Source organism: Streptomyces sp. NPDC001750 (assembly GCF_042892615.1).
In the GTDB taxonomy this organism is placed as follows: Bacteria; Actinomycetota; Actinomycetes; order Streptomycetales; family Streptomycetaceae; genus Streptomyces.
On record NZ_JBIAUE010000010.1, the window covers coordinates 142,180 to 164,444 of the forward strand.

The following is a 22,265-nucleotide window of genomic DNA, read 5'->3' on the forward strand; positions in this document are numbered from 1 at the left end:
GGTGGCCGGGCGGTGGTGGCGCCCGTCCGGCCGACGTCCGCGAAGCGGTGGCGATCGTCCAGGGTGGCGCCCGGTGCGGGGCGGCCGGACCGTTCCCTGCCGGGCGCCCCGCACGGCGGCGACGGGTCGGCGCGGCACACCGTGTCCACCGAACCTTGGTGAGAGCTCCTCCTCATCCGCCGCCCCGCGCTCCTCCCCTGCCCTTAGACTCCTTCCGTGACAGCACGCGGCCCGAGGGGCAAGATGGGGCCCGCTGTCGGCAAGGTGCGGTAACCAGGGAGGAAGCGTCTCGTGAGCAGCAGGCCGTCCCGAGGCACTGCTCGCCTCGCAGCCATACTCGATGCCCTCCCCGACGGGCTGCTGCTCGTCAACTGCAACGGCACGGTCGTCAACGCGAACACGATCGCCCTGGAGATGTTCGAGACCCCGGGCACCGCACTCGTCGGGCGCGGACTCCTCGACCTGCTGCCGGAGTTCGACTCCCGCCTCATTCCCGGTTCGATGCGCCGGCCCGAGTCCGTCGCCGACGACCGCGGCCGTACGAAGCCGACGCGGATGACCGCGCGCCGGACGGACGGTGCCGAGTATCCCGTCGAGGTCACCAGCGCCGGGCTGGAGGACGGGAACGCCGCGTACAACGACCTGCAGGGCGGTTACGGCGGCGGCTACACCGGTGACGAGCTGCTGATGATCGTCGTGCGGGACCTGTCGGGGACCGTCGACACCGAGGCCGAACTGGCCCGTTCGCAGCGGCAGACGGAGATGATCCTGCGGGCGGCGGCCGAGGGTGTCGTCGGCACCGACACGGACGGCCGGGTCGTCCTGGTCAACCCCGCCGCCGCGCAGATCCTGGGCTTCCGCGCCAGCGACCTGGGCGGCCGGGAGCTGCACACGCTGGTGCTGCACTCGCGGGCGGACGGGGAGCCGTTCCCGTACGACGAGTCGCCGCTCGCCGACACCCTCCGCTCCGGGCGCAAGCACCGGGTGCGCGGGCAGGTCCTGTGGTCCAAGAGCGGGGCGCGGGTCCCGGTCGACCTGACCACCGCACCGGTCCGGGACGGGGACCAGCTGGTCGGCGCGGTCATGACCTTCACCGACCGCAGGCCCTTCGACGAGCTCACCGAACGGCACAAGGCCGAGGTCGCCGAGCTGACCTCGCACCACACCACCGAGGTCACCGGGCTCACCGAGAACCACACCGCCGAGCTCGCCGAACTGACGGAACGACACGAAGCTGAACTGGCCGACCGGGCCGAGCGGTACACGACCGAACTGGAACAACAGGCCGAACGCCTGGCGGCGCTGACCGCTCGGCACTCCCAGCTCACCGCCGTGCTCGACGGAGCGCTGCGCGGGCCGCTGGAGGAACTGCGCGGCGAACTCTCCACGCTCGCCGCCGACCCGGCGGGCCAGCTGTGGCCGGAGGCCAACCAGATCCTCCATCACCTGGCCGCGGGCTACGCCCGTATGACCACGCTCGTCGACAACGTGCTCGGCTACCAGCGTCTGGACGCCGGTGAGGAGCAGCTGTCCAAGGCGAACGTGCTGCTCGACTCGGTCGTGACCGCCGGTATCGACGCGGCCGTCGAGCTGATCGGCCCCGGACGCGCCCAGTTCGCTGTGCACGCGCCGCCGATCGAGGCGGAGGTGGACGCGGCCCGGCTGGTGACCGCGCTCGCCCACCTGGTCGCGGACGTCGCCGGGGTCGACTCGACGGGCAAGACCCGCCTGGTGCAGGGCAGCGGCTACGTCGACTCGACGGTCGTCGTCGCGGCGGCACAGCGCGGTGAGGTCGTACGGATCGAGGTGCGCGGCCCGTACGCCGGAGGCGACCCGGTGCACGAGCCGATCGTGCGCGGGATCGTGGAGGCGCACGGCGGCGTGCTGCAGACGCACGAGGTGCCGGGGATGAGCGGCAGCGCGTACGTGCTCGAAGTGCCGCTGGGCACCGGCTCGGGATCGGTGGTGCAGCGGTCGCCCGGGGCGGAGCCCGCGGCCGGGCCGCCGCCCGCGCCGACGGCGGGGACGGAGGCGGAGGCGGAGTCCGGAACGGACCCGGTACCGGCGTCGGGGCCGGGGGCCGCGGAGGCGGGCCCGGGGACGGGAGCCGGTCAGGGAGTGCCGGGCAGCGGGCGGCGCCGGGCGCGCCGGGCGTCCACGGACGCGTTCCTGGAGAGCCCTGTGGGCGGTTCGGGGCCGAACGCCGACACGGGCGCCGGTTCCGGTGCCGCTCCCGGTTCCACCGATGCGTCGGGGGACACCGCGGCGCCCGCACCGACCGGGCGGCGCCGGGCGCGCCGTGAGCCGGCGGCCGAGGGCGCGCAGGAGGCGCACGACGGTCAGGGCGGTCACGCCGGTCCGCACGACATGATTCCCGCCCAGCAGGCCGAGGGGTCCGGGCGCAGGCGCGGGCGGCCGAGCCCGGCAGAGTCCGGCCAGTACCCGCTGCCCGCGCAGATGCCTCCCATGCCGCCGCTGCCTCCGCTGCCTCCTCTCCCCCAGCAGGCCCCGGGGGACCGGGGCCCCGAGCAGGGGCCGGAGCAGGGGCTCCGGGAGCCCGTCGGCGGTCCGCAGGGGCCGGGACAGGCATTGGCGCTGCCCGCGGCGTCGGCTCCGGCCGAGGGCGCGGAGGCGGCGGGCCGGGGCGCGCCGAGCGGCGGCGACCGTCCGCAGCTCGGCCGGACCGTGCCGCCCCAGGGTGTTCCGCCGGAGGCCCCGGTGCCGGTGCCCCCCGCGGGTGCGCACCGGGCTCGCCCGGGCGGCGAGAACCAGCTGGCCCTGGCCTCGTCAGCGTCCCCGTCCTCCTCCGAGGCCGCTGCCGCTCAGGCCGTTGCCGTGCCCGCCGTCGGTGAGGCACCGGGCGCGGACTCACCGGCCGTCGGCGAAGGCGCCGTGCCCGTTCCGAAGCCGGCCGGACGGCGGGCCCGGCGGGCCCTGGCCGCCGCGCAGGAGCGGGCCGCGCAGGCCGAGCCGACGGGCCCCCGTACCGCGTTCGCCCTCCCTCCGGCCGACGCGGACCGCGACGCGCCCCAGGCCGCCGGGGCGGACGCTTCGCTGCCCGGGCGCCATGACGCCGCGCGCCTCGCGCCGGACGACGACCACACACCGCCCCAGGCGCATCCCCTGCCCACCGGCCGGCGCCGGGCGCGTCACGCCGACACCCACCAGCAGCCAGGCCAGGAGGCCGCCCACGGCGTTCCGGACACCGGTGAGGTGCCCGTACGGCAGCCGGCGCAGCCCGGGGACCTGCTGGGGAACGGCGTCCCGGGACGGAACCCGGCCGGACCGGTGGCCCCCGGCGAGCCGTCCGCCGGTCAGCCCGGCCTCCGGCCCGGCGACGCCCCGGACCTGCCCTCGGCCGGTCACACCACGCACGCCACCGGCTCCGCGGCCGTGGCGGGCTCCCCCGATGCCACCGGAGCGGTGCCGGTCCGGCCGCACGACGACGCGCCCGGACTGGACGGGCGGAGGCAGCCACCGCCCGAGGAGGCGCAGACGGCCGACGACTCGCCGGACACGTACGCCTCGGACACGCATCCGTCGGACACGCAAGGGCGTGCCTTCAGCGTGCGGACGCTCGGTCAGGGGGTGCCGTTCGCCCAGCACATCGCCCACCAGTCGCATCCGGCGCCCGGTGGCGCCGGACGGCGCCGTAAGCTCGCCGCCCCTCCGGAGGAGGAGCGCACCCCGACGCCCTCGGCGCCGCAGCCCGCGTCGCCCCGGTCCGCGTCCGGTCGGCCCGGCGCCGCGCAGGGCCCGGTCGCCGCGCCGCCCCAGGGTCGGCCTTCCCCGGGCCAGCCGTCCCAGGCCCAGCCGCCGCAGGGCCACGGCGCCCACGCGGCTCACGGGGGGCACGGTCAGCTGCTCGCGGCCCCCGAGGCCGAGGGGCGCGCGTACGCCATAGGGGCGCCCGACGAGGGCGCCGAAGGGCCGGAGCCGCTGGACGGACCCGGTGGCGCGGTCGAGGTCTCCAACCGTCCGGCACCGCCGCCGGTCGACGACGAGCTGCCCCCGGAGCCGCTGGACAACCCGCGCCGCCTGCTCGTCTGGCCCGCCCCCGACGTGGCCACCCAGCAGGCCCTGAGCGACCGCGGCTACCGGCCGGTGATCGTGCACTCGCGCGAGGAGGTCGACGCCCAGATCGCCGCGTTCCCGGCCGCGCTGTTCGTCGACCCGCTCACCGGGCCGATCACCCGCAAGGCGCTCCAGTCGCTGCGCCAGGCCGCGGTGGCGGCCGAGGTCCCGGTGCTGGTGACGGCGGGCCTGGGCCAGGCATCGCGGGAAGCGGCGTACGGTGCCGACCCGGCCGTGCTCCTCAAGGCGCTCGCCCCGCGCGACAGCGAGCAGCATCCGCCGCGGGTGCTGCTGATCGAGGAGCACGAGGAGATCGCGCTGGCGTTGGCGGAGACGCTGGAGCGGCGCGGCATGCAGGTGGGACGGGCCGCCACGGACAACGAGGCGGTGACGCTCGCCACCCGGATGCGACCCAACCTGGTGGTGATGGACCTGATGCAGGTGCGCCGCCGCCGGGCCGGGATCATCGACTGGCTCCGCGCCAACGGCCAGTTGAACCGCACCCCGTTGGTCGTCTACACCTCCGCCGACATGGCGGGTCCGGACCTGCCGAAGCTCAGCACGGGCGAGACCGTCCTCTTCCTGGCCGAGCGCTCCACGAGCGACGAAGTGCAGGCGCGGATCGTCGACCTGCTCGCCAAGATCGGTACCAACTGACCGACGCCCGGCGTCGCTTCGTCACCGACCGACCGGTGTCACCACGGTGACGGCCCGCAGCACGAAGGGGTGGTACGGAAACTTCCGTACCACCCCTTCCGCCTCACTCCCCGCCGACCGCCGACCGCCGACCATCGACCGCCGACCACCGACCAGTCAGCCGCCGACCATCGACCAGTCGGCCGCCGAACAGTGTGATCAGAGGTGGGTGATGTCCAGCTCGCCCTCCGCGTACCGCTTGCGGATCACCTTCTTGTCGAACTTCCCGACGCTGGTCTTCGGCACCGCCGGAATGACCGTCCAGCGCTCCGGCAGCTGCCACTTGGCGATGCCCGACTCGGTGAGGAAGGCCCGCAACGCCTCGTAGTCGGCGTCGGCGCCGTCCTTGAGCACGACCGTCGCGAGCGGGCGCTCACCCCACTTGTCGTCCGGGACCGCGACGACCGCCGCCTCGGCCACGTCCGGGTGCGCCATGAGGACGTTCTCCAGCGAGACGCTCGAAATCCACTCGCCGCCGGACTTGATGACGTCCTTGGCCCGGTCGGTGAGGGTGAGGAAGCCGTCCGCGCTGATCACGCCGACGTCGCCGGTCTTCAGCCAGCCGTCCTCGCTGAACTTGTCCTCGGGCCGCAGGTCCTCGCCGTCCGCGCCCCCGTAGTACGCACGGGCGATCCAGGGGCCGCGCACCTCCAGCTCGCCGGCCGACGTGTTGTCCCACGGCAGGTGCTCGCCGCCGGGGCCGACCAGGCGTGCCTCGACACCGGCCGGGAAGCGGCCCTGGGTGACGCGGTAGGGCCATTCCTGCTCATCGGTCAGTCCGGCGGGCGGGATGGCCATGGTGCCGAGCGGCGAGGTCTCCGTCATGCCCCAGGCGTGGCGGAGCCGGACGCCGATCTTGTCGTACGCCTCCATGAGGGACGGCGGACAGGCGGCCCCGCCGATGGTGACGCTGGCCATGGAGGTGAGGTCGCGGGGGTTGGCGGTGACCTCGGCGAGCAGCCCCTGCCAGATCGTGGGGACGGCGGCGGCGTGCGTCGGCCGCTCGCGCTCGATCATGTCGGCGAGCGGAGCGGGCTGCAGGAACCGATCCGGCATGAGCATGTTGATGCCGGACATGAACGTCGCGTGCGGCAGCCCCCAGGCCAGTACGTGGAACTGCGGGACCACGACCAGCGTGGTGTCCTTGTCGGTCAGCCCCATCGACTCGGCCATGTTGACCTGCATGGAGTGCAGGTAGATGGAGCGGTGGGAGTAGACGACGCCCTTGGGGTCACCGGTGGTGCCGGAGGTGTAGCACATGGCCGCGGCCTGGCGTTCGTCGATCTCGGGCCAGTCGTAGGTGGTCGGACGGCCGGCGATCAGCTCCTCGTACTCGTGGACCCGGGGCCGCGCGCCGTCGAGGACGGAACGGTCGCCCGGCCCGGAGACGATCACGTGCTCGACCGACGCCAGGCGCGGGAGCACCGGAGCGAGCAACGGCAGCAGGGAGCCGTTGACGATGACGACCTTGTCGTCGGCGTGCTCGACGATCCAGACGAGCTGCTCGGCGGGGAGCCGGAGGTTGAGCGTGTGGAGGACCGCGCCCATCGAGGGGACCGCGAGATACGCCTCGACATGCTCCGCGTTGTTCCACATGAGGCTTGCTATGCGCTGGTCGCCCTCGACACCGAGTTCGTCGCGCAGGGCGTTCGCGAGCTGTGCGGCCCGTCGGCCGATCTCGGCGAAACTGCGCCGCTGCGGCTCGGGCTCCCCGGTCCAGGTCGTGACCTGGGACTTCCCATGAATGGTCATCCCGTGTTCGAGGATGCGGGTCACAGTCAGCGGTACGTCCTGCATGGTGCTCAGCACGGCGTCCTCCCGGTGGGCGCTACGCGGCAGTAGAGTTCCGCTGATTCTGCGCGCATACCGGCCGGTATGTCACTAGTCCCAAGGTCACGAGTTTTACGGCCGGAGCTTGGGGTTTCTACGACTGGAGCTTTCGGACTCGCCGCATCGGGGCGGTGGGCCTGCGCCACCACACCGGGCTCACCGGACCTGGATCGCTGGGGCGGGGTCGGCGGGGCGGGGTCGGCGGACGGACCGGGCTCAACGGACGGACCGAGATCGCCGGACCGGAGTCATCGGACCGGGGTCGGCGGACCTCGGTCGCCGGACCGGGGTCAGCGGACCGGGGTCAGCTCCGGGTCCTCCCTGAGCTTGCCGAGCGCCCGTGACACCGCGCTCTTCACCGTGCCGACGGACACTCCGAGCACCTCGGCCGTCTGGGCCTCGCTCAGGTCCTCGTAGTACCGCAGGACGACCATGGCCCGCTGCCGGTCCGGGAGCTTCAGCACCGCGCGCCACATCGCGTCGTGCAGCGTCTGATGCTCCGCCGGGTCGGGGGTGCCCGGGGCCTCCTGCTCGGGCAGCTCGTCGCAGGCGAACTCCTCGACCTTGCGCTTGCGCCACTGCGAAGTACGGGTGTTGAGAAGGGCCCGGCGGACGTAGCCGTCGAGCGCCCGGTGGTCCTCGATCCGCTCCCACGCGACATAGGTCTTGGTGAGCGCGGTCTGCAGCAGATCCTCGGCATCACTCGGGTTCGCGGTGAGCGAGCGAGCGGCGCGCAGCAGTACGGGCCCCCTCGCCCGTACGAACGAGGAGAACGACGGATACGGCGCGTACTGGGCCCGCGAGGCGTGTGGTGCGTGCGCGGCGCGCGACGTGTACGCGGCGCATGAGCCGTGTGGGACGTGTCCCGTGGCGGCGGTTCCCCCGGAGGTGCCCGTGCGGACTGACGTGGTCATGGCTCCACGCTAGAAGCGGGCGCCGTTCCGGGGATCGGCCCCAGGTCCCGAAAGGGCGTCCCCCTCAGGGTGTAGGGGTGGGGTCTGCTCCACCTCCTGTAGGTGGAGCAGACGTCATGGGGGCTCAGGGTCGCCGACGGCCTCGACGGAGTGCGAATGATCAACCGGACGCATGAGGTCATACGGGCACGAGTCGCCGGCCGGGCGTACGCGGTCGTACGGACACGAGTCGCCGACCGGGCGTACGCGGTCGTACGGACACGAGTCGCCGACCGGCCATGCACAGTCGCACGGACACGAGTCGCCAGACGGGCGAACGTGGTCCTGCCGAGCCCGCCCAGTGGTCCGCCCAGTGGTCCGTCGCGTGGTCCGCTCGAAGGTGCGCCCGGTGACCCGCCCGGCGGCCGTGGCTCCTCGGGGCTCATCCGTCGGCGCTCAGGACGAGTCCCGAGGTGGGTACGCCGGTGCCCGCCGTGACCAGGGCGGTGGCCGCGCCGGGGACCTGGTTCACCGACGAGCCGCGGATCTGGCGGACCGCCTCGGCGATGCCGTTCATCCCGTGCAGATACGCCTCCCCGAGCTGCCCGCCGTGCGTGTTCAGCGGCAGCGCGTCGGCGGCGACGAAGTCGGCGGCCTCGCCCGGTCCGCAGAACCCGAACTCCTCCAGCTGCATCAGCACGAACGGCGTGAAGTGGTCGTAGAGGATGCCCACGTCGATGTCGGCCGGGGAGAGTCCGGAGTTCCGCCAGAGCTGCCGGGCGACCACCGCCGTCTCTGGCAGCCCGGTCAGGTCGTCGCGGTAGAAGCTGGTCATCTGCTCCTGTGCCCGGCCCGCCCCCTGGGCCGCGGCGGCGATCAGGGCAGGGGGCCGGGGCAGGTCCCGGGCGCGCTCCGCGCTGGTGACCACGATCGCCTGCCCGCCGTCGGTCTCCTGACAGCAGTCGAGCAGCCGCAGGGGTTCGACGATCCAGCGCGACGCGGCGTGGTCGGCCAGGGTGATCGGCTTTCCGTAGAAGTACGCGGCCGGGTTGCGGGCGGCATGGCGCCGGTCGGTGACCGCGACATGGCCGAAGACGTCCGGCGTCAGTCCGTAGGCGTGCAGATAGCGCTGGGCGGCCATGGCGACCCAGGAGGCGGGCGTGAGCAACCCGAACGGGAGGTTCCAGCCGAGCGCGGCGCCCTCCGCGGTGGGCTCGCGATGCTGCACCCCGGAACCGAACCTGCGCCCTGAGCGCTCGTTGAACGCCCGATAGCAGACCACGACCTCGGCCACCCCGCTCGCCACGGCCATCGCCGCCTGCTGGACAGTGGCACAGGCGGCCCCGCCCCCGTAGTGCACGCGGGAGAAGAAGGACAGCTCACCGATCCCGGCCGCCTGGGCGACGGTGATCTCCGGGCTGGTGTCCATGGTGAAGGTGACCAGGCCGTCCACATCGGCGGGCGTCAGCCCGGCGTCGTCGAGCGCGGACCGCACCGCCTCGACGGCCAGCTTGAGTTCGCTGCGCCCGGAGTTCTTGGAGAACTCGGTCGCCCCGATGCCCACGATCGCCGCCCTGCCCCCGAGCGAGTCGGCCCTCCGCAGACTCATGCCGCCCCCTCCGGTGCCGAAGGAAGACCCCCTGCGGCCGGGGTCCGCGCCCCGCCGACGGTCACGGCCACGGTTCCGGTGACGTGTCTGCCGAGGGCGTTGGTCCCGACGATCGACACCTCGGCCGTCCCGTCGTCACCGACCGCAGTGACCGTGCCGCCGAGCACCATGGTGTCCCCGGGGTAGTTGGGCGCGCCCAGCCTGATGGCGACCTTGCGCAGCACGGTGGACGGGCCGAGGCGGTCGGTGACGTACCTGCCGACCAGGCCGTTGGTCGTCAGGATGTTCATGAAGATGTCCGGGGACCCCTTCTCCCGGGCGAGCTCGGCGTCGTGGTGCACGTCCTGGTAGTCGCGAGAAGCGATGGCGCCCGCCACGATCAGGGTGCGGGTCACCTCGATCTCCAGCGGCTCCAGTACGTCACCGGCCTTCATCCCTCCTCCGGCCTTCACCGCTTCACCGTCCTTCGTCCCTCCGCCCGCCTTCGCCCCTCCGCCTGTCTCCATCCCTTCGCCCGCCTTCGTCTCTTCACCGGCCCTCGTCTCTCCACCGGCCCTCGTCCCCTCACCGGCTTTCATCCCTTCGCCGCTCCTCACTCCGCCCCCTCCTCCGTCGCCGCCTCGCGCACCGGTTCCTCCGCCGACGCCAGCAGTTCACCGAGTTCCTGAAGCACCTCGCTGCCGCAGCCCAGATGGGCGTCGAGCTGTCGGCCCCAGAGGAAGTGCCGGTGCACGGGATGGTCGAGATCGGCCCCCGTCCCGCCGTGGAGATGCTGTCCGGCGTGCACCACCCGTTTGCCCGCCTCCGACGCCCACCACGCTGCGGTGAGCGCCTGACGCCGGTACGGCAGGCCGGTGTCACGACGCCACGCGGCCTCGTACGCCGTGACCCGTATCGCCTCGGTGTCCATATGGGCGTCGGCGGCACGCATCAGCACCGCCTGCTTGGTGGAGAGCGGGCGCCCGAACTGCTCGCGGGTGTTCGTGTGGGCGACGGCCAGGGCCAGCGAACCGGCGCACACGCCGGCCTGCAGCCCGGCGAACGCGATCCGGCCCACGGCCAGGACCCTCTCGTATGCCCGCGCATCCTCGCGCGCCCGCCTGTCCTCGTACGGCCGCCCTTCCTCGTACGCCGGGGTCGCTTCCACCCGCCCTTCCTCGTGCGCCGGGGTCGCTTCCACCCGCCGTTCCTCGTAGGCCGGGGTCGCTTCCGCCCGCACTTCCTCGTGCGCCCCGGCACCACCGAGTCGCTCCCCGGGCGCCCCGGCACCACCAAGTCGCTCCCCGAGCGCCCCGTCCAGGACGAGTCGCGCCGCCGACCATGGCGCCGTGGTCTCCACGGGCTCCGTCGCCACACCCGGCCCGTCGGTCCGTACGATCCACAGCCGGCACTCCGCGTCCGCGACCAGGACCAGGGACGCGTCCCGCAGCCACGGCACGTACGGCACCGAGCCGCTCAGCCGGCCCTCGCCGTCCGCCCGGATCCCGCCCCGCGCGGGGAGCGCCCCGGCCGCGACCTCCGTACCGTCCCGCAGTGCGGGCAACAGCCGCTCCCGCTGTTCGTCCGTGCCATGCTCGGCGACGGCGAGCAGCCCGTACACACAGCTCGACGCGAACGGCACCTGAGCCGTCACCCGGCCCTGTTCCTCCACCAGGAGCACCAGGCCCAGCAGCCCGATCTCCTCCACCGCCGCGGTCAGTCCGGCCGCGCACAGTTCCTTCCACAGCTCGGTGTCGGTGCCCGTACCGGCCGCGACCAGGCGTTCGTGCGTCGACAGGTCCCGGAAGATCCGCGCCGCCAGCCCCTGCGCCGCCGTCTGCTCCTCCGTGGGGGTGAAGTCCATGTCAGCCCTCATCTCCGCGAAAGACCGGGAGCACCAACTCGGGTTCCGTACGGAGGAATTCGAGCCGCACCGGCATTCCGATCCGTAGCTTGTCGTACGGCACGCCGACCACGTTGCCGACCATCCGCACCCCCTCCGCGAGTTCGATCAGCGCCACCGCGTACGGCCCGCCCTCCCCGGAGGCACTGAAGGCGGGGAAGGGCGGGTGGTGCATCACCACATGGCTGAAGACGGTTCCCTCGCCGGTCGCCTCGATCGTGTCCCATTCCTGGCAGCCGCAGGCGTTGCAGCCGGGCAGCCAGGGGAAGCGCGGCTTCCGGCACCCGGCGCACCGCTGGATCAGCAGCTTGTGCTCGGCGACGCCCTGCCAGAACCCGGCGTTGTCGCGGTTGACCACCGGTCTCGGACGCGGACGCCGACCACCGAGGTCCGCCCCCGCTCCGCCCACTCGCTCCGGCCCCTGACCCCGCGCCTGCTCCCGCTCCTGCTCCCGCTCCTGCTCCTGCTCCTGCTTTCGCGGCAGCTCCCGTTCCGCCTGTTCCGCCCGCTCCCGTTCCTTACGCCCCCGTTCCCCGGGTTCCCGTTCCCCCGTCCGCTGCTCCGCCGTGGGCCGCCCCACCGCCGCCGGTGCGTACTTCAGGATCCGGAACCGGTGCGTCCCGGCCAGCTCCCCCCGTACGCGTACGTCCATCCGCGTCGTCACGAAGTGGCCCGTCCCCAATCGGGTCGTCTTCCGTTCCGAGACCGACTCGATCAGCGCGTCGAAGGTGATCCGGTCGCCGGGCCGGAGCGGTCGCAGGTACTCCTGCTCGCAATCGGTCGCGACCACGGAGGTGTACCCCGCGCCGTCGAGCAGGCCGAGCAGTTCCTCGTACGCCGTGGAACGGCTGGTGTGCCCCGACAGGCCGCCCATCGTCCACGCCTGGAGCATGGTCGGCGGCGCGATCGCCTCCGGGCCGGTGTAGGCGGGGTTGGTGTCGCCCATCGCCTCGCACCAGTGCCTGATCATCGGTTCATTGACCGGATCCTTGCCGATGCCCGCGGTCGCGGCGGGTCGCCCCTCGTACTCCTTGAGCCGCGCGTACAACGCGTCCTCTTTCTCCGGCCCCTGCTTCTCCTGCCGCGCACGGGTCACCGCTTGCCCCTCTTCATGCCGAGCCGCATGGTCGCGACGATCTCCCGCTGAACCTCGCTCACCCCGCCCCCGAAGGTGTTGATCTGCGCGGCCCTGTTCATCCGCTCCAGTTCCCCGTCCCCGAGGCAGCCGGGCGACCCGCCCCGCAGGGTGCCGGCCTCCCCGACGACCTCCTGGCAGATCCGGTACACCTCGACGGCGCTCTCGGTCGCCGCGAACTTCACGCCGCTCGCCTCACCGGGCGCCAGCGAACCCGCGCCGACATCCCCCACCAGCCGCCAGTTGAGCAGTCGGGTCGCCGCCAGCCGCGCGTACGCCTCGGCCAACCGCGCCCGCACCCACGCCTCGTCGGCCGGGCGCCGGCCCGTGACCGGATCGGGGGTGCGGGCGAGGGCGAGGGCCGCGTCGTAGAAGTCCTCGGCCTGCATCCCGATCGCGGCGAGGGCCACCCGTTCGTGGTTCAGCTGGTTGGTGATCAGTCCCCAGCCGCCGTTCTCCGCACCGACCAGATGCCCCGCGGGCACCCGTATCCCGTCGTAGTAGGTGGCCGTCGTGGTCAGCCCGCCCACGGTCTCGATCGGCGTCCAGGAGAAGCCCGGGGCGTCCGTCGGCACCAGGATGATCGAGATGCCCCGGTGCTTCGGCGCCTCCGGATCGGTACGGCAGGCCAGCCAGATCCAGTCCGCGTTCTGCGCGTTGCTGGTGAAGATCTTCTGCCCGTCGATCACCCAGGAGTCGCCGTCCCGTACGGCCCTGGTGCGCAGGGCCGCGAGATCCGTACCGGCCTCCGGCTCGCTGTAGCCGATGGCGAAGACGAGCTCGCCGCTGAGGATCCGGGGCAGGAAGTACGCCTTCTGCTCCTCGGTGCCGTACTTCATCAGCGTCGGGCCGACGGTGTTGAGGGTGACCATCGAGACGGGCGCCCCCGCCCGGTAGGCCTCGTCGAAGAAGACGAACTGCTCGTCGGGGCCGCGCCCCTGGCCGCCGTACTCGACGGGCCAGCCCAGCCCGAGCAAGCCGTCCGCGCCGATCCGCCGCAGCAACCGCTGCTGTTCGCCGGGGTCGTCGACGCCGGACCCCGTCGAGGCACCCTCGCGCGGCATCAACGTGGCGAAGTAGGAACGGAGTTCGGCGCGCAACTGCCGCTGCCGCTCCGTCGGTGCGAGGTGCACGACAGCTGCCTCCCGGGCACAGGCGTACGGATCGGGGTCGGGTACGGGTGCACAGACTCGGGTCAGGGGTCCGGGTCCGGGGTCCGCGTTCGGGTTCGGGTTCAGATCCGGTGTCTGGGGTCCGAGTCCGCATCTGGGTTCACGAACTCAGTTTCTGACTGTCCGTCAGATCTGTGAGGGCTGTCAAGGTGGGCGACGCCGGGATCGCACCCCACCGCCGCCGCCTCGGCAGCACGCGCACCGAGATTGGCTGTTTTTGGTCTCTCGCCGCGCACGCGAAGCGCGTACCTATGAGTTCCCGCGTGGGCGCGGAGCCGCGTACGGGGACGTGCCCGCCGCGCGCGTACGGGCGCGGCGGGCAGCGCACCAGAAGCCCCACGCGCACAAGAAACCCAGCCCCTCGACGCCCAGGCACTCAGCCACACACGCACTCAGCCGCATACGCACTCAGGCACTCACTCACGCACCCACGGAAACCCAGCCCACTCGGAAGACCAGCAGACTCGGAAGACCAGCAGACTCGGGGAGCTCATGGACAACACAGGGACTTCGGGAAGCCCACCGCCCACGCCGCCACCGCCACCCTTGCCACCGCCCCCACCCCCGCCCGCGAACGGCGTCGACCTGAAGGTGGGCAAACGGCTGCTGTGGGTGGGAGAGGCGGCCTATCCGGTACACAACATCACCCGGGTCCACACCTTCGAACTCCGGCCCAAGCGCATGGAAGCGTTCCTGAGCTTCCTGAAATGGCTCGCGGCCACGTTCGTGGCCTTCGTCCTGCTCCAACTGGCCAACGAGAACGGGTCGTCCGGCTACGAGGACCCGAACGAATCGGCCGACGTGCTGTGGGTGCTCGCCATAGGGATCGCGATCGGCCTGGTCGTGCGACTGGTGAAGGATCTGGCGGCGCAGTCCGAGTACGTGCTGGCCATCGAGACCGCCAGCGGCTCCAGCGCGCTGGTCACCCTCCCCGACCCGAACCGGCTCCGCCGACTGGTCCACCACCTCGTCAACGCCATAGAGAATCCGGAGGCCGAGTTCCAGGTGCGTGTGGAGCGGGTGCTGGTCAATCCGAAGAACTACCACTTCGGTGACAACGTGAACATGTACGGAGGAATGTTCAACACAGGGGTGAGCAAGTGAGCAACGGGAGTTCCTACCACTACGGCGACAACATCCACCACGGCAACAACATCAACGGCGACAACGTCAACATGTACGGCGGTACGGGCAACACGGGCATCGTCAAGCAGCAGGCCCCGGCCCTGCCGGAGGCGATCGGCGAACTGGTGCGGCTCCTGCAGGAGTTGCGCGGTGAGTTGGCGCCCGCGAGCGCGCAGGTCATCGACGACTCGCTGCCCGCGATCACCTCCGCCACGAGCGCCCCGCAGGAACGGCACCGTGCCCTGATCGCCGTGGCCACCATCGCCTCGACCGTCGGAGCGCTCGGCCAGCCCGTCGCCGACGCCGTCGACAAGATCCTTGGGCTGCTGGGAATCCGGTAGGGCGCCGCCCCGAGCGGCCCTTCCGGCCCTCCGGTCCTCCGCCCCCTCTGACATGACGAAATCCCGTAACCCGGCACCTCTCCATGGTTGCTCTGCGATGCTGGAGGCCGATCGAGAGGGGCCGCAGCGATGCAGTGGAAGATCCACGGGGAACGTCCGATCTACGAGAACGAGTGGGTGGACCTGTGGCTCACCGACATCGAGACACCGGACGGAAGCCGCTGGGAACACCACGTCGTCAAGCTGCGCCACCTGGCCGTCGCCGCGGTGGTCAACGAACGGCGCGAGGTCCTGATGATGTGGCGGCACCGCTTCATCACGGACACCTGGGCGTGGGAACTGCCCATGGGCCTGGTCGAGGAGGACGAGACCCCGGCCGACGCGGCGGCCCGCGAGGTCCTGGAGGAGACCGGCTACCGCCCCGCCCCCGTGAAACCGCTGATCTACGCCGAACCGGCCAACGGCATCACCGACTCCCAGCACCACCTCTTCCGGGCCGACGGAGCGACGTACGTGGGCCCGCCGACCGAGAAGAACGAATCCGACCGGATCGAGTGGATCCCGCTCACCGACATCCGCGGCATGATCGACCGCCGCGAGATCGTCAGCAGCGGCTCCCTCGTCGGCCTGCTCTACCTGCTCATGGACGAGTCGATCCGCTGACCACCGGCACCCGACGCCGACGCCGCGACCAGGGCCGGGCCGGAGTCACCTGGCCCAGGACCGCCGCACCGACGGTGCCCGCGGTCACAACAGAGAGTCGGACCACGCGGCGAAGGGGCGCCCCCGGACCGGGACACCCCTTCTGATCGGCGTCTGCGCCGACCTGCGTGCGGTGGGTGTGGGATTTGAACCCACGGTGACTCGCGCCACGACGGTTTTCAAGATCTCTCGCGGATATTGAGGTTGGGGCGCTCCGCCGCAGGTCAGACGGGTGCGGGCACCCCTGCGGAGCCGTCGTCATCGTCGTCGTGCCCGCTACGTGCCCCATGCTCATGGTCGTGCCCGCTAAGCCAGGAGTCCGCCGCTTCCGCCACCTGGTCATCTCGACCGGCAACGGGTCGGGCGTAGTGCCGGGTGGTGACGCTCGCGTTCGAGTGCCCAAGGCGGTGCGCGGCGGTCATCACGCCGTACCGGTCGGCGACCCATGTGCCGTGCGAGGCCCGGAGATCGTGTGGGGTGACGTCGGTCAGGCCGGCTGCTGTCACGGCGGGGTCAAAGTACGCCTTGCGCCACTGGTTGTAGCGCAGCGGCTTGCCCCCAGGCGTCACGAACAGAAGGGCGTCCTCCCCGCCAGGCAGCGTTTCCAGGTGCCGACCGAGCCGCTTCGCGAGCGATGGGCCGATCCGAAGGAGCCGCTTCTGGTGGGACTTGGGGGTGTCGAAGACCAGGGCGCCGTTGGCTTCTGCCAGGTTCTCGTCGACCAGGACAAGGCCGCCGGATACGTCGATGTCCGCCCGCCGTAGGGCGAAGGCCTCACCGACGCGCAGGCCCGCGTACGCGAGCAGGGCGATCAGCAGGTCATGCGGCTTGGCCGCGTTCCGCACGATCCGCGAGGCTTCCAGCGGGGTGAGAATGTGCGGCTCGGTCTGAGGCATCCGGGGCAGCTTCACGCCCCGGCACGGGGTCTGCGCGATCATCTCGTTGTCGACAGCCGACCGCATGATCTGCGACAACACCCGGTAGGCCTGTCTGATCCGCGATGCGCTGAGGCCCCTGGTCTTCATTCCGCCGACCCACTCGGCGATCGTGATCGGCCGGAGGCTGGACATCTCGCGATCACCGAGCGTCGGGACGATCAGCGAGTTGATCAGGGATCGGTACGAGGCCTGTGTCTTGTGCTTGAGCTGCGGGGAGACGGCCGCGAGCCAGCGTGCTGCCCACTCTCGAACGGTGGTCTGTCCCTCGGCCGGATCGAGCCAGCGCCCTTCTTCGATCTCGATGCGCTTCCGCGCCAGCCAGCGGTCAGCGTCCGTCGTGGTGGCGAACGTCTGATCGGCTGGGCGGAGTACACCATCAGGCCCCGGATACCTCGCCTGGAACCGGCCGGACGGCAGCTTTCGGATGCGACCGAAGTTACGGCGGGACTTGCGCTTTCCGGCCATCAGGCGGCCCTCCGGTACACCGAGGAGCGCCGCAGGACGATCGGCTCCACCGTGTGAGCGCTGACGTACTCGTTCACAGCGCTCTCCGGGATGCGAACGTGTCGGCCGACCTTGACGAAGGTGATGCGGCGTTCCTCAATGAGTCGGCGGGGGAAGCGAAGGCCCGTGCCGAGGCGTTCGGCGACCTGGTCCACGGTGAGAAGTCGGTCCACGGTCACCACTTCCCTTCGTCGGTGGCAAGCCCGTTCAACGCATCGCGCGCGGTCTCGCGGTTGGTCTGGAGGCCGCGGGCGATGGTCGCGGCAAGGGCGGCTTCACCCGGGGTGTGGCCGTGGCCGGCGTACTGCCAGTCGGTCAAGACGAGGACGGTGTCCGGCTCGCGGGCGTCGAAGCCGAGAGCGGAGGCCTCTTGCGCAGCGCGGTAGTCGGCGCGTTCCTGGCGGAGGGCGCCCAGGGTCGTGGAGTAGCTGCGCGACTTGGACGAGAAGTGGCCGCGGAAGCCGAGCATGTGCGCCCAGGCCCACAGACGGCGGTCAGGGTAGAGCGGATCGAGGTTCTTGCACGCTTCGATGAGTCGGCGGGTGTGGTGGGGGACCTGGTGGCGATCGAGTTCGGAGAGTTCGCCGATGCGGCGGTCCAAGGTGCCCGTGTTCTCGGCTGCTTTGGTGGCGTACTTGGCCACGTAGGAGGCGACGGCCTGTTCGGTGATGTCGGAGCCGTTGCCGAATGCCTTGACCGGGCGGACATCGAGTTGCCGTCCCCAGCGGAACGTACGGGTGGGTTGGTCGGCTGCGGCCGGGAGGGAGACGGACGTATACGAGTGCGCGGCGGCGGCATGTATCGCGTCGGTGAGGAGGCCAACCGTGGCCCAGGCGGGCGGCGGTGCGCCGGGTCCGTCCGGGCCGTCGAGTCGTATGACAGCGTGGAAGTGCAGGGCCCCGCGTTTCTGGAATTCGGCGACCTTGCCGTACGAGACGCGAAGGTGCTCAGCGAGTTCGCGGCGGGGCAGGCCGGCGTGGGCGGCGAGTTCGCGGCGAAGTCGGGTGGTGAAGCGCTGCCAGAGCTGCCCGGCGTGGTTGTTGAACAGTACGGCGCCCGCGTAGTCGTAGGTGGCCGGGTCGAGAGCGGTGCCCAGTTCCGGGGCGTCGGGCGCGTGCGGGGTGCCGCAGCGGCAGGCGCCGCGGTCGGGCCGGTTGTGGACCGGGCCGAACGAGGGGGCCGTGAGGGTGGCGAAGACGCGCGGGTGATCGCGGACGGTGGCGGGGACGTCGCGGCGATCGTCCCCGGCCAGGCCCACGCGGATCAGGTGGTAGGTGTCGCCCGCGTAGGTCCATGCGCAGGAGGGGCAGCGGGAGACGCGGCGGTTACCGCAGGCGAGGCGGAGGCGTCCGCCAGGCTCGTTCTCGGTGGAGTAGTGGTGCAGGGTCTCGCCCGTGGTCTTGTCTTTGTGGAGGACCCAGCCGGTGAGGTGGATCGGGTCGGAGCAGCCGCCGGTACGGCGGATCTGGTCTTCCCAACGGGTGTAGTCGGAGGCCGAGGCCACCCGGAGCACATCCCCGAGGGTGATCGGGTCGAGCAGTGTGTCCGGGATGGGCGCCCTCGGTGTCGCGGGTGAGGCGCGATGGGCCATGCTGGGTGTTTCCTTCCGGTTGCGAGGTCGGACAGGGACGGCGCCCGGGCGGCGGATGCTTGGCGGTATCGAGGCCGCCCGGGGGCCGGTCAGCGACGCTTGGCGTCGGAGGCGAGCAGGGAGCGCAGGACGACCGCGCAGACGGCGACCGAGGCGCCGGTGATGGCGACCGCCAGGAGCAGGGAGACCAGGACGGCACCGAGGACCAGGACGACGGCCGTGCCGCTGCCGAGGAGGGCGAGCGCGGCGCCCGGGGTGAGCTGGACGACCGGGCGGGACGACGCCGGGGCGACGGGTGCCGGCGGCGGTACCGGGGAGCCGGGGGTGATGGCGGTCGGCTCGATGACGGCGGGCGGGGTGGTCAGGCCGGTGGGCTGTGGCATGACCGGGAGCTTGGGCCGGAGCATGGGCGGTTCTCCTTTCGTGGGTTACTTGACGGCGGTGTCGATGACGGGGGCCAGGACGCTGTCGGTGAGGAGGTATCCGCCGAGGAGGAGCAGGGCGACGAGCCACCAGGGCGGGCGGATGAGCTTGATGCCGAGGTAGCCGACGGCCAGCAGGGCGAACCAGAGGGGGACGTCCACGGGCGGTGCCTCCTAGCGGACGGTGCAGCGGTGGGTACGGGCGGCGAGCTGGGCGGCGGTCCGGCTGGAGTAGTCGGTGGACCAGCCGCAGCGGTCAGCAGTGCAGACGGCGGTGTGCTTGGTCCGGCCGTTGCGGTCGCGGTGGGTGCCGATCTGCACGGGGCCGATCCGCATCAGGGAGTGGAAGTTGTCGCGGACGGCCATGTCAGTCGGTCCTCTCCCGGGCCCTGGTAGGGGCGGGGAAGCAGGCGCGGATACCGGCGGCCGTGGCCGGGTCGGCGGTGCGCCGGGCGGCTTCCTCGGCAAGTAGGTGGGCAAGGAAGGGCCGGTTGGCGGCGGTCATCTCGCGGGCGCCGTCGAGGTAGTCGGAGACGGTCAGGTCGGCCGGGTCACGGGTCATCTGTCTGCCTCTCTTGCTGGTCAGGTGAGGTGGGCGGCGATGGCGTCGGCGAGGTGGGGCGGGACGCCGAGGCGGGAGCGCAGGGTGTCGGTGTCGATGGGGGATCCGGTACGGGCCCGGTATTCGTCGGCGATCTTGCGGGCGTGGTCGATCAGTACGGCGGGGACCGCCGGAACCGGAGCGGATGCCGGGGAAGCGGGAGCTTCCTCCGCCGAAACGGGTGAGACATCAGGCTCGGACACGACTTCCGTGGCCAACTCGCGCTCGGCCACCGGTACCAGCTCGACCGTGGACCCTGCTTCCTCCGTGGCGTCGACGGATGCCGACGGAATCGGATTCGGCGCCGCGGGCGAGTGAGCGAGAAGGGTTCCGCCAAGGAAGGCGAGCGCCGGCCATCCGGCGATGCCGAGGCGGAGCAGTGCGGGCGGGTCCGCCAGGTCGAGGAACCCGGCGGTGGCGACGTTGGCACCGAGCGAAGCGAACAGGGCGACGAGGAACCAGCACCAGGCCAGCCGGGATGGGCCCGCGCTCCGCAGGCGCCGCCAGGAGGCGACCAGGAGCAGGTCGACACTGACCGGGTAGGCCCATGCCTTCCAGCCGTCCTGTCCGGCCGCGGCAGCCAGGTCGTGCAGGTGGGCGAAGGACAAGGCACCGGCGATGACGGCCTGAACCAGGACGGCATCGACGCGGAGCCCGTGGCCGACGCGCATCAGGGGTTCTCGCCGGGGTGGATGGGACCGCCGTCGGGGTCGGGACCGGACGGGAAGATGCCGGGCGGCGGCTCAGACAGCGAGACGGCCAGGGACGGGCCGACAGCTTCCACGAAATCGAGGTCGGCACCGTCCATGTCGGCGTACACGGCGAGTTGGCCGAGCAGGAGCACGGTGCGGGCGATGTCTTCGAAGTTCGGGCACATGGCGGTTTCTCCCTTCATCAGGCATGGCGGGGGTAGGGACCTGGCGCGAAGGCGGTCACGCCGACCGGTGAAATCGGAAAGAGCAGAGATCAGGCGGAGGCCGGAATAGGCTTGGCCGCCGATGTGGGACTGTCGGCGTTGCCGGGCAAGACGGGCCGGAACAGGGCCAGCTCAGGCAGATCCGGCGTCCGCTCGGCGTACCGGTTGCAGAGATTCACGGCCTGGCGCAGCGAGGTGTGCGGGGCGCGGATGCGGTGCCATCCCCCGGATGAGTCGCCCGCGATGGCGACCCCGCGCATCTCGGCCGGGATCTGGATAGCGGCGAGGACTGCGTCCGGTGAGATGTCGCCGAAGGCCATGTTGGCGGATGTCTCGTCGTTGACACGGTGGGCGGTACGGCCGGTGAGCTGGGCGCGAAGCATGGTGATGCCCTTGCCGAGTTCAGAGCCGAAGCGCTGCCCGCAGATTTCGAGGTAGATGCCGGCCGCACGGCCGAGTTGGGCGAGTCGGACCAGGGCGGTGATGACACGGTCCCGCCGCTTCTCCTCCTCCTTGTTGGCGTACAGGGCCAGTTCGGCGACCTCGTCGACCAGGACGACGACCGGGATCGGACGCAGATGTTCGGGCAGGTCCCAGATATCGGCGGCAATCTCTGCGTCCGGCACATCGGCGGTGATCCGCTGCTCGGCACGAATGAGTTGGTACACGCCTTCCATCCGGACCACGAGCGCGTCGAGCAGTTCGGCGGCGGTGTCCGGGTTGTCGGCCAGCGCGGAGAAACGGCGGGCCAGCGGGAACAGTTCGACCCCCTTCTTGCAGTCGATGCCGACCAGGGCAACGTTCATCGGGGCGAGTCCGGCGACCAGGTTGCGTTGGTAGACGGACTTGCCGGACTCCGTGGCGCCGAGGGTGAGGGCATGAGGTATCGCCCGGTAGTCGCGGTAGTGCACCGAGCCGTCCTGCCGTAGGGCCACCGGCACCCGCATCGGCCGACTATCGCTCTCGACCGGCATCTGCACCCGCTTGAGCACGTCGTAGCCGGTCATCCGCACCTCTACGACACCGGAGGACAGCTCGCGCGAGGTCACACCGTGCATCGAGAACGAGTGCCGGAGCCGGTCCGAAGCGGCAGCGATATCGAAGGCGTCCTGTCCGGGGCGGAGCTTGAGCCGCAGAACCAGACCGGTGCGGGTCGGCCGCAGCCACAGGATCCGCGGTGAACGGGACTCCGGTATCGGCCGGTTGGCAGCTCGGGCCAGAGCGAGACGCCACCGCGCGGGCGGAACAGTCAGCCCGCACGCGTCCATGACGGAGCTGTACCGGACCAGGACCCGCGCCACCGCCAGCGTGACCCCGAAGGTCAACCAGTACCAGGCGGGGCGCCGCCACCGCAGGAGACCCGCGACGGCGGCGACCAGCACCAGAGCGACCACGAAGCCGGTCATGGTCAGGCTGCCTTCGGCCTTGTCGCAGCGTCGGCGAGCGAGGTGACCGCGACCGCGCGGAACGCGATGCCGTGCCGCTTCTGCCCGTTGAAGTCGTTCTCCCAGGGCCGGGCGATCAGGCCGGTGAGCGCCACCGGCGTGCCCATGGTCAGTTCACCGGTGACCCCGGGCGCCGGGACAGTAATCGACAAAATCTCCACTTCCTCGTTCGCCGCGAACATCACGTCGACCGTCATCAGCGTCGCGCCGGTCTCGACGTCGGTGGCGATCTCGCCGGTGCGACGGTCCTTGATCTTGGGCTGCGGGGTCTTGGCGACCATCACGGTCGCGGCGGAGGTGTCGACGGGAATCTGACGCACAGCAGATCTCTCCTCTATAGATGCCGAACTCCGTCACTCATGTACATGAGTGACATGAAGAAGAGTGCA

General features: G+C 71.6%; 22 protein-coding genes. 4 read left to right on the top strand and 18 right to left on the bottom strand.

Features of this window, described 5'->3' with window-relative positions; translation table 11 throughout:
* Positions 1-291 precede the first annotated feature (291 nt).
* Positions 292-4,731: a PAS domain-containing protein gene (locus tag ACFYY6_RS17995; protein ID WP_388651172.1), complete on the top strand. Its 4,440-nt coding sequence runs from the start codon at positions 292-294 to the stop codon at positions 4,729-4,731.
* 198 nt (positions 4,732-4,929) lie between these two features.
* On the opposite strand, the gene ACFYY6_RS18000 is transcribed toward ACFYY6_RS17995, so the two are convergent.
* The 7 genes from ACFYY6_RS18000 to ACFYY6_RS18030 all read right to left on the bottom strand — a co-directional run bounded on the left by ACFYY6_RS18000 (position 4,930) and on the right by ACFYY6_RS18030 (position 13,252).
* Entirely contained in the window at positions 4,930-6,579 is a 1,650-nt protein-coding gene (locus ACFYY6_RS18000; RefSeq protein WP_386609640.1) for a long-chain fatty acid--CoA ligase, read from the bottom strand.
* Positions 6,580-6,890: 311 nt separating this feature from the next.
* Positions 6,891-7,514 (bottom strand): SigE family RNA polymerase sigma factor, encoded by a 624-nt coding sequence (locus ACFYY6_RS18005; RefSeq protein WP_351517116.1) that lies wholly within the window; start codon positions 7,512-7,514, stop codon positions 6,891-6,893.
* Between the two features lie 421 nt (positions 7,515-7,935).
* Positions 7,936-9,102, bottom strand: coding sequence for a lipid-transfer protein (locus tag ACFYY6_RS18010; RefSeq protein ID WP_351517117.1), 1,167 nt, complete (start codon positions 9,100-9,102; stop codon positions 7,936-7,938).
* Complete coding sequence (locus ACFYY6_RS18015; RefSeq protein ID WP_351626275.1) at positions 9,099-9,536, bottom strand: MaoC family dehydratase; 438 nt, start codon at positions 9,534-9,536, stop codon at positions 9,099-9,101. The genes ACFYY6_RS18010 and ACFYY6_RS18015 overlap by 4 nt, the downstream gene beginning before the upstream one ends.
* Before the next feature lie 158 nt (positions 9,537-9,694).
* A complete protein-coding gene (locus ACFYY6_RS18020; RefSeq protein WP_386609641.1) occupies positions 9,695-10,945 on the bottom strand; it encodes an acyl-CoA dehydrogenase family protein in 1,251 nt (416 codons plus the stop codon).
* Between the two features lies 1 nt (position 10,946).
* Positions 10,947-12,080, bottom strand: a complete 1,134-nt coding sequence (locus ACFYY6_RS18025; RefSeq protein ID WP_386609642.1) for a bifunctional MaoC family dehydratase N-terminal/OB-fold nucleic acid binding domain-containing protein — start codon at positions 12,078-12,080, stop codon at positions 10,947-10,949.
* Positions 12,077-13,252, bottom strand: coding sequence for an acyl-CoA dehydrogenase family protein (locus ACFYY6_RS18030; RefSeq protein ID WP_389194036.1), 1,176 nt, complete (start codon positions 13,250-13,252; stop codon positions 12,077-12,079). Before ACFYY6_RS18030 ends, ACFYY6_RS18025 begins: the two co-directional genes overlap by 4 nt.
* A 585-nt stretch (positions 13,253-13,837) precedes the next feature.
* On the opposite strand from ACFYY6_RS18030, the gene ACFYY6_RS18035 reads away from it, so the two are divergent.
* The 3 genes from ACFYY6_RS18035 to ACFYY6_RS18045 all read left to right on the top strand — a co-directional run bounded on the left by ACFYY6_RS18035 (position 13,838) and on the right by ACFYY6_RS18045 (position 15,420).
* Positions 13,838-14,395: a DUF6232 family protein gene (locus tag ACFYY6_RS18035; protein ID WP_351517123.1), complete on the top strand. Its 558-nt coding sequence runs from the start codon at positions 13,838-13,840 to the stop codon at positions 14,393-14,395.
* Entirely contained in the window at positions 14,392-14,757 is a 366-nt protein-coding gene (locus tag ACFYY6_RS18040; RefSeq protein ID WP_389194039.1) for a hypothetical protein, read from the top strand. Before ACFYY6_RS18035 ends, ACFYY6_RS18040 begins: the two co-directional genes overlap by 4 nt.
* Positions 14,758-14,886: 129 nt before the next feature.
* Positions 14,887-15,420, top strand: a complete 534-nt coding sequence (locus tag ACFYY6_RS18045) for an NUDIX hydrolase (protein ID WP_351517125.1) — start codon at positions 14,887-14,889, stop codon at positions 15,418-15,420.
* A 263-nt stretch (positions 15,421-15,683) separates the two neighbouring features.
* On the opposite strand, the gene ACFYY6_RS18050 is transcribed toward ACFYY6_RS18045, so the two are convergent.
* The 11 genes from ACFYY6_RS18050 to ACFYY6_RS18100 all read right to left on the bottom strand — a co-directional run bounded on the left by ACFYY6_RS18050 (position 15,684) and on the right by ACFYY6_RS18100 (position 22,196).
* A complete protein-coding gene (locus ACFYY6_RS18050; RefSeq protein WP_389194042.1) occupies positions 15,684-16,862 on the bottom strand; it encodes a tyrosine-type recombinase/integrase in 1,179 nt (392 codons plus the stop codon).
* Positions 16,862-17,083 carry a helix-turn-helix domain-containing protein gene (locus tag ACFYY6_RS18055; RefSeq protein ID WP_389194045.1) on the bottom strand — a complete coding sequence of 74 codons (222 nt, stop codon included), beginning with the start codon at positions 17,081-17,083 and terminating at the stop codon, positions 16,862-16,864. The genes ACFYY6_RS18050 and ACFYY6_RS18055 overlap by 1 nt, the downstream gene beginning before the upstream one ends.
* Positions 17,077-18,453: a replication initiator protein RepSA gene (gene repSA / locus ACFYY6_RS18060; protein ID WP_389194158.1), complete on the bottom strand. Its 1,377-nt coding sequence runs from the start codon at positions 18,451-18,453 to the stop codon at positions 17,077-17,079. Before repSA ends, ACFYY6_RS18055 begins: the two co-directional genes overlap by 7 nt.
* A 128-nt stretch (positions 18,454-18,581) precedes the next feature.
* Positions 18,582-18,899 carry a SpdD-like protein gene (locus ACFYY6_RS18065; RefSeq protein ID WP_389194048.1) on the bottom strand — a complete coding sequence of 106 codons (318 nt, stop codon included), beginning with the start codon at positions 18,897-18,899 and terminating at the stop codon, positions 18,582-18,584.
* A gap of 21 nt (positions 18,900-18,920) precedes the next feature.
* Positions 18,921-19,076, bottom strand: a complete 156-nt coding sequence (locus ACFYY6_RS18070) for a hypothetical protein (RefSeq protein ID WP_389194051.1) — start codon at positions 19,074-19,076, stop codon at positions 18,921-18,923.
* 12 nt (positions 19,077-19,088) lie between these two features.
* Positions 19,089-19,280 (bottom strand): mobile element transfer protein, encoded by a 192-nt coding sequence (locus ACFYY6_RS18075; protein ID WP_389194054.1) that lies wholly within the window; start codon positions 19,278-19,280, stop codon positions 19,089-19,091.
* 1 nt (position 19,281) lies between these two features.
* A complete protein-coding gene (locus ACFYY6_RS18080) occupies positions 19,282-19,476 on the bottom strand; it encodes a hypothetical protein (protein ID WP_389194057.1) in 195 nt (64 codons plus the stop codon).
* Between the two features lie 20 nt (positions 19,477-19,496).
* Positions 19,497-20,186 carry a DUF2637 domain-containing protein gene (locus tag ACFYY6_RS18085; RefSeq protein WP_389194059.1) on the bottom strand — a complete coding sequence of 230 codons (690 nt, stop codon included), beginning with the start codon at positions 20,184-20,186 and terminating at the stop codon, positions 19,497-19,499.
* Entirely contained in the window at positions 20,186-20,392 is a 207-nt protein-coding gene (locus tag ACFYY6_RS18090) for a hypothetical protein (protein WP_389194062.1), read from the bottom strand. Before ACFYY6_RS18090 ends, ACFYY6_RS18085 begins: the two co-directional genes overlap by 1 nt.
* A gap of 89 nt (positions 20,393-20,481) precedes the next feature.
* The gene (locus tag ACFYY6_RS18095) at positions 20,482-21,837 is read right to left on the bottom strand and encodes an FtsK/SpoIIIE domain-containing protein (protein ID WP_389194065.1); all 1,356 of its coding nucleotides are present in this window, start codon (positions 21,835-21,837) and stop codon (positions 20,482-20,484) included.
* 2 nt (positions 21,838-21,839) lie between these two features.
* Entirely contained in the window at positions 21,840-22,196 is a 357-nt protein-coding gene (locus ACFYY6_RS18100) for a hypothetical protein (RefSeq protein ID WP_389194068.1), read from the bottom strand.
* Positions 22,197-22,265: the final 69 nt, after the last annotated feature.

Bases quoted from the DNA above. Each gene is read 5' to 3' on its own strand.
- ACFYY6_RS18015 (WP_351626275.1), bottom strand. From the start codon at position 9,536: ATGAAGGCCGGTGACGTACTGGAGCCGCTGGAGATCGAGGTGACCCGC.
- ACFYY6_RS18095 (WP_389194065.1), bottom strand. From the start codon at position 21,837: ATGACCGGCTTCGTGGTCGCTCTGGTGCTGGTCGCCGCCGTCGCGGGT.
- ACFYY6_RS18075 (WP_389194054.1), bottom strand. From the start codon at position 19,280: ATGGCCGTCCGCGACAACTTCCACTCCCTGATGCGGATCGGCCCCGTG.
- ACFYY6_RS18050 (WP_389194042.1), bottom strand. From the start codon at position 16,862: ATGGCCGGAAAGCGCAAGTCCCGCCGTAACTTCGGTCGCATCCGAAAG.
- ACFYY6_RS18090 (WP_389194062.1), bottom strand. From the start codon at position 20,392: ATGTGCCCGAACTTCGAAGACATCGCCCGCACCGTGCTCCTGCTCGGC.
- ACFYY6_RS18065 (WP_389194048.1), bottom strand. From the start codon at position 18,899: ATGCTCCGGCCCAAGCTCCCGGTCATGCCACAGCCCACCGGCCTGACC.
- ACFYY6_RS18085 (WP_389194059.1), bottom strand. From the start codon at position 20,186: ATGCGCGTCGGCCACGGGCTCCGCGTCGATGCCGTCCTGGTTCAGGCC.
- ACFYY6_RS18045 (WP_351517125.1), top strand. From the start codon at position 14,887: ATGCAGTGGAAGATCCACGGGGAACGTCCGATCTACGAGAACGAGTGG.
- ACFYY6_RS18010 (WP_351517117.1), bottom strand. From the start codon at position 9,102: ATGAGTCTGCGGAGGGCCGACTCGCTCGGGGGCAGGGCGGCGATCGTG.
- ACFYY6_RS18080 (WP_389194057.1), bottom strand. From the start codon at position 19,476: ATGACCCGTGACCCGGCCGACCTGACCGTCTCCGACTACCTCGACGGC.
- ACFYY6_RS18020 (WP_386609641.1), bottom strand. From the start codon at position 10,945: ATGGACTTCACCCCCACGGAGGAGCAGACGGCGGCGCAGGGGCTGGCG.
- ACFYY6_RS18005 (WP_351517116.1), bottom strand. From the start codon at position 7,514: ATGACCACGTCAGTCCGCACGGGCACCTCCGGGGGAACCGCCGCCACG.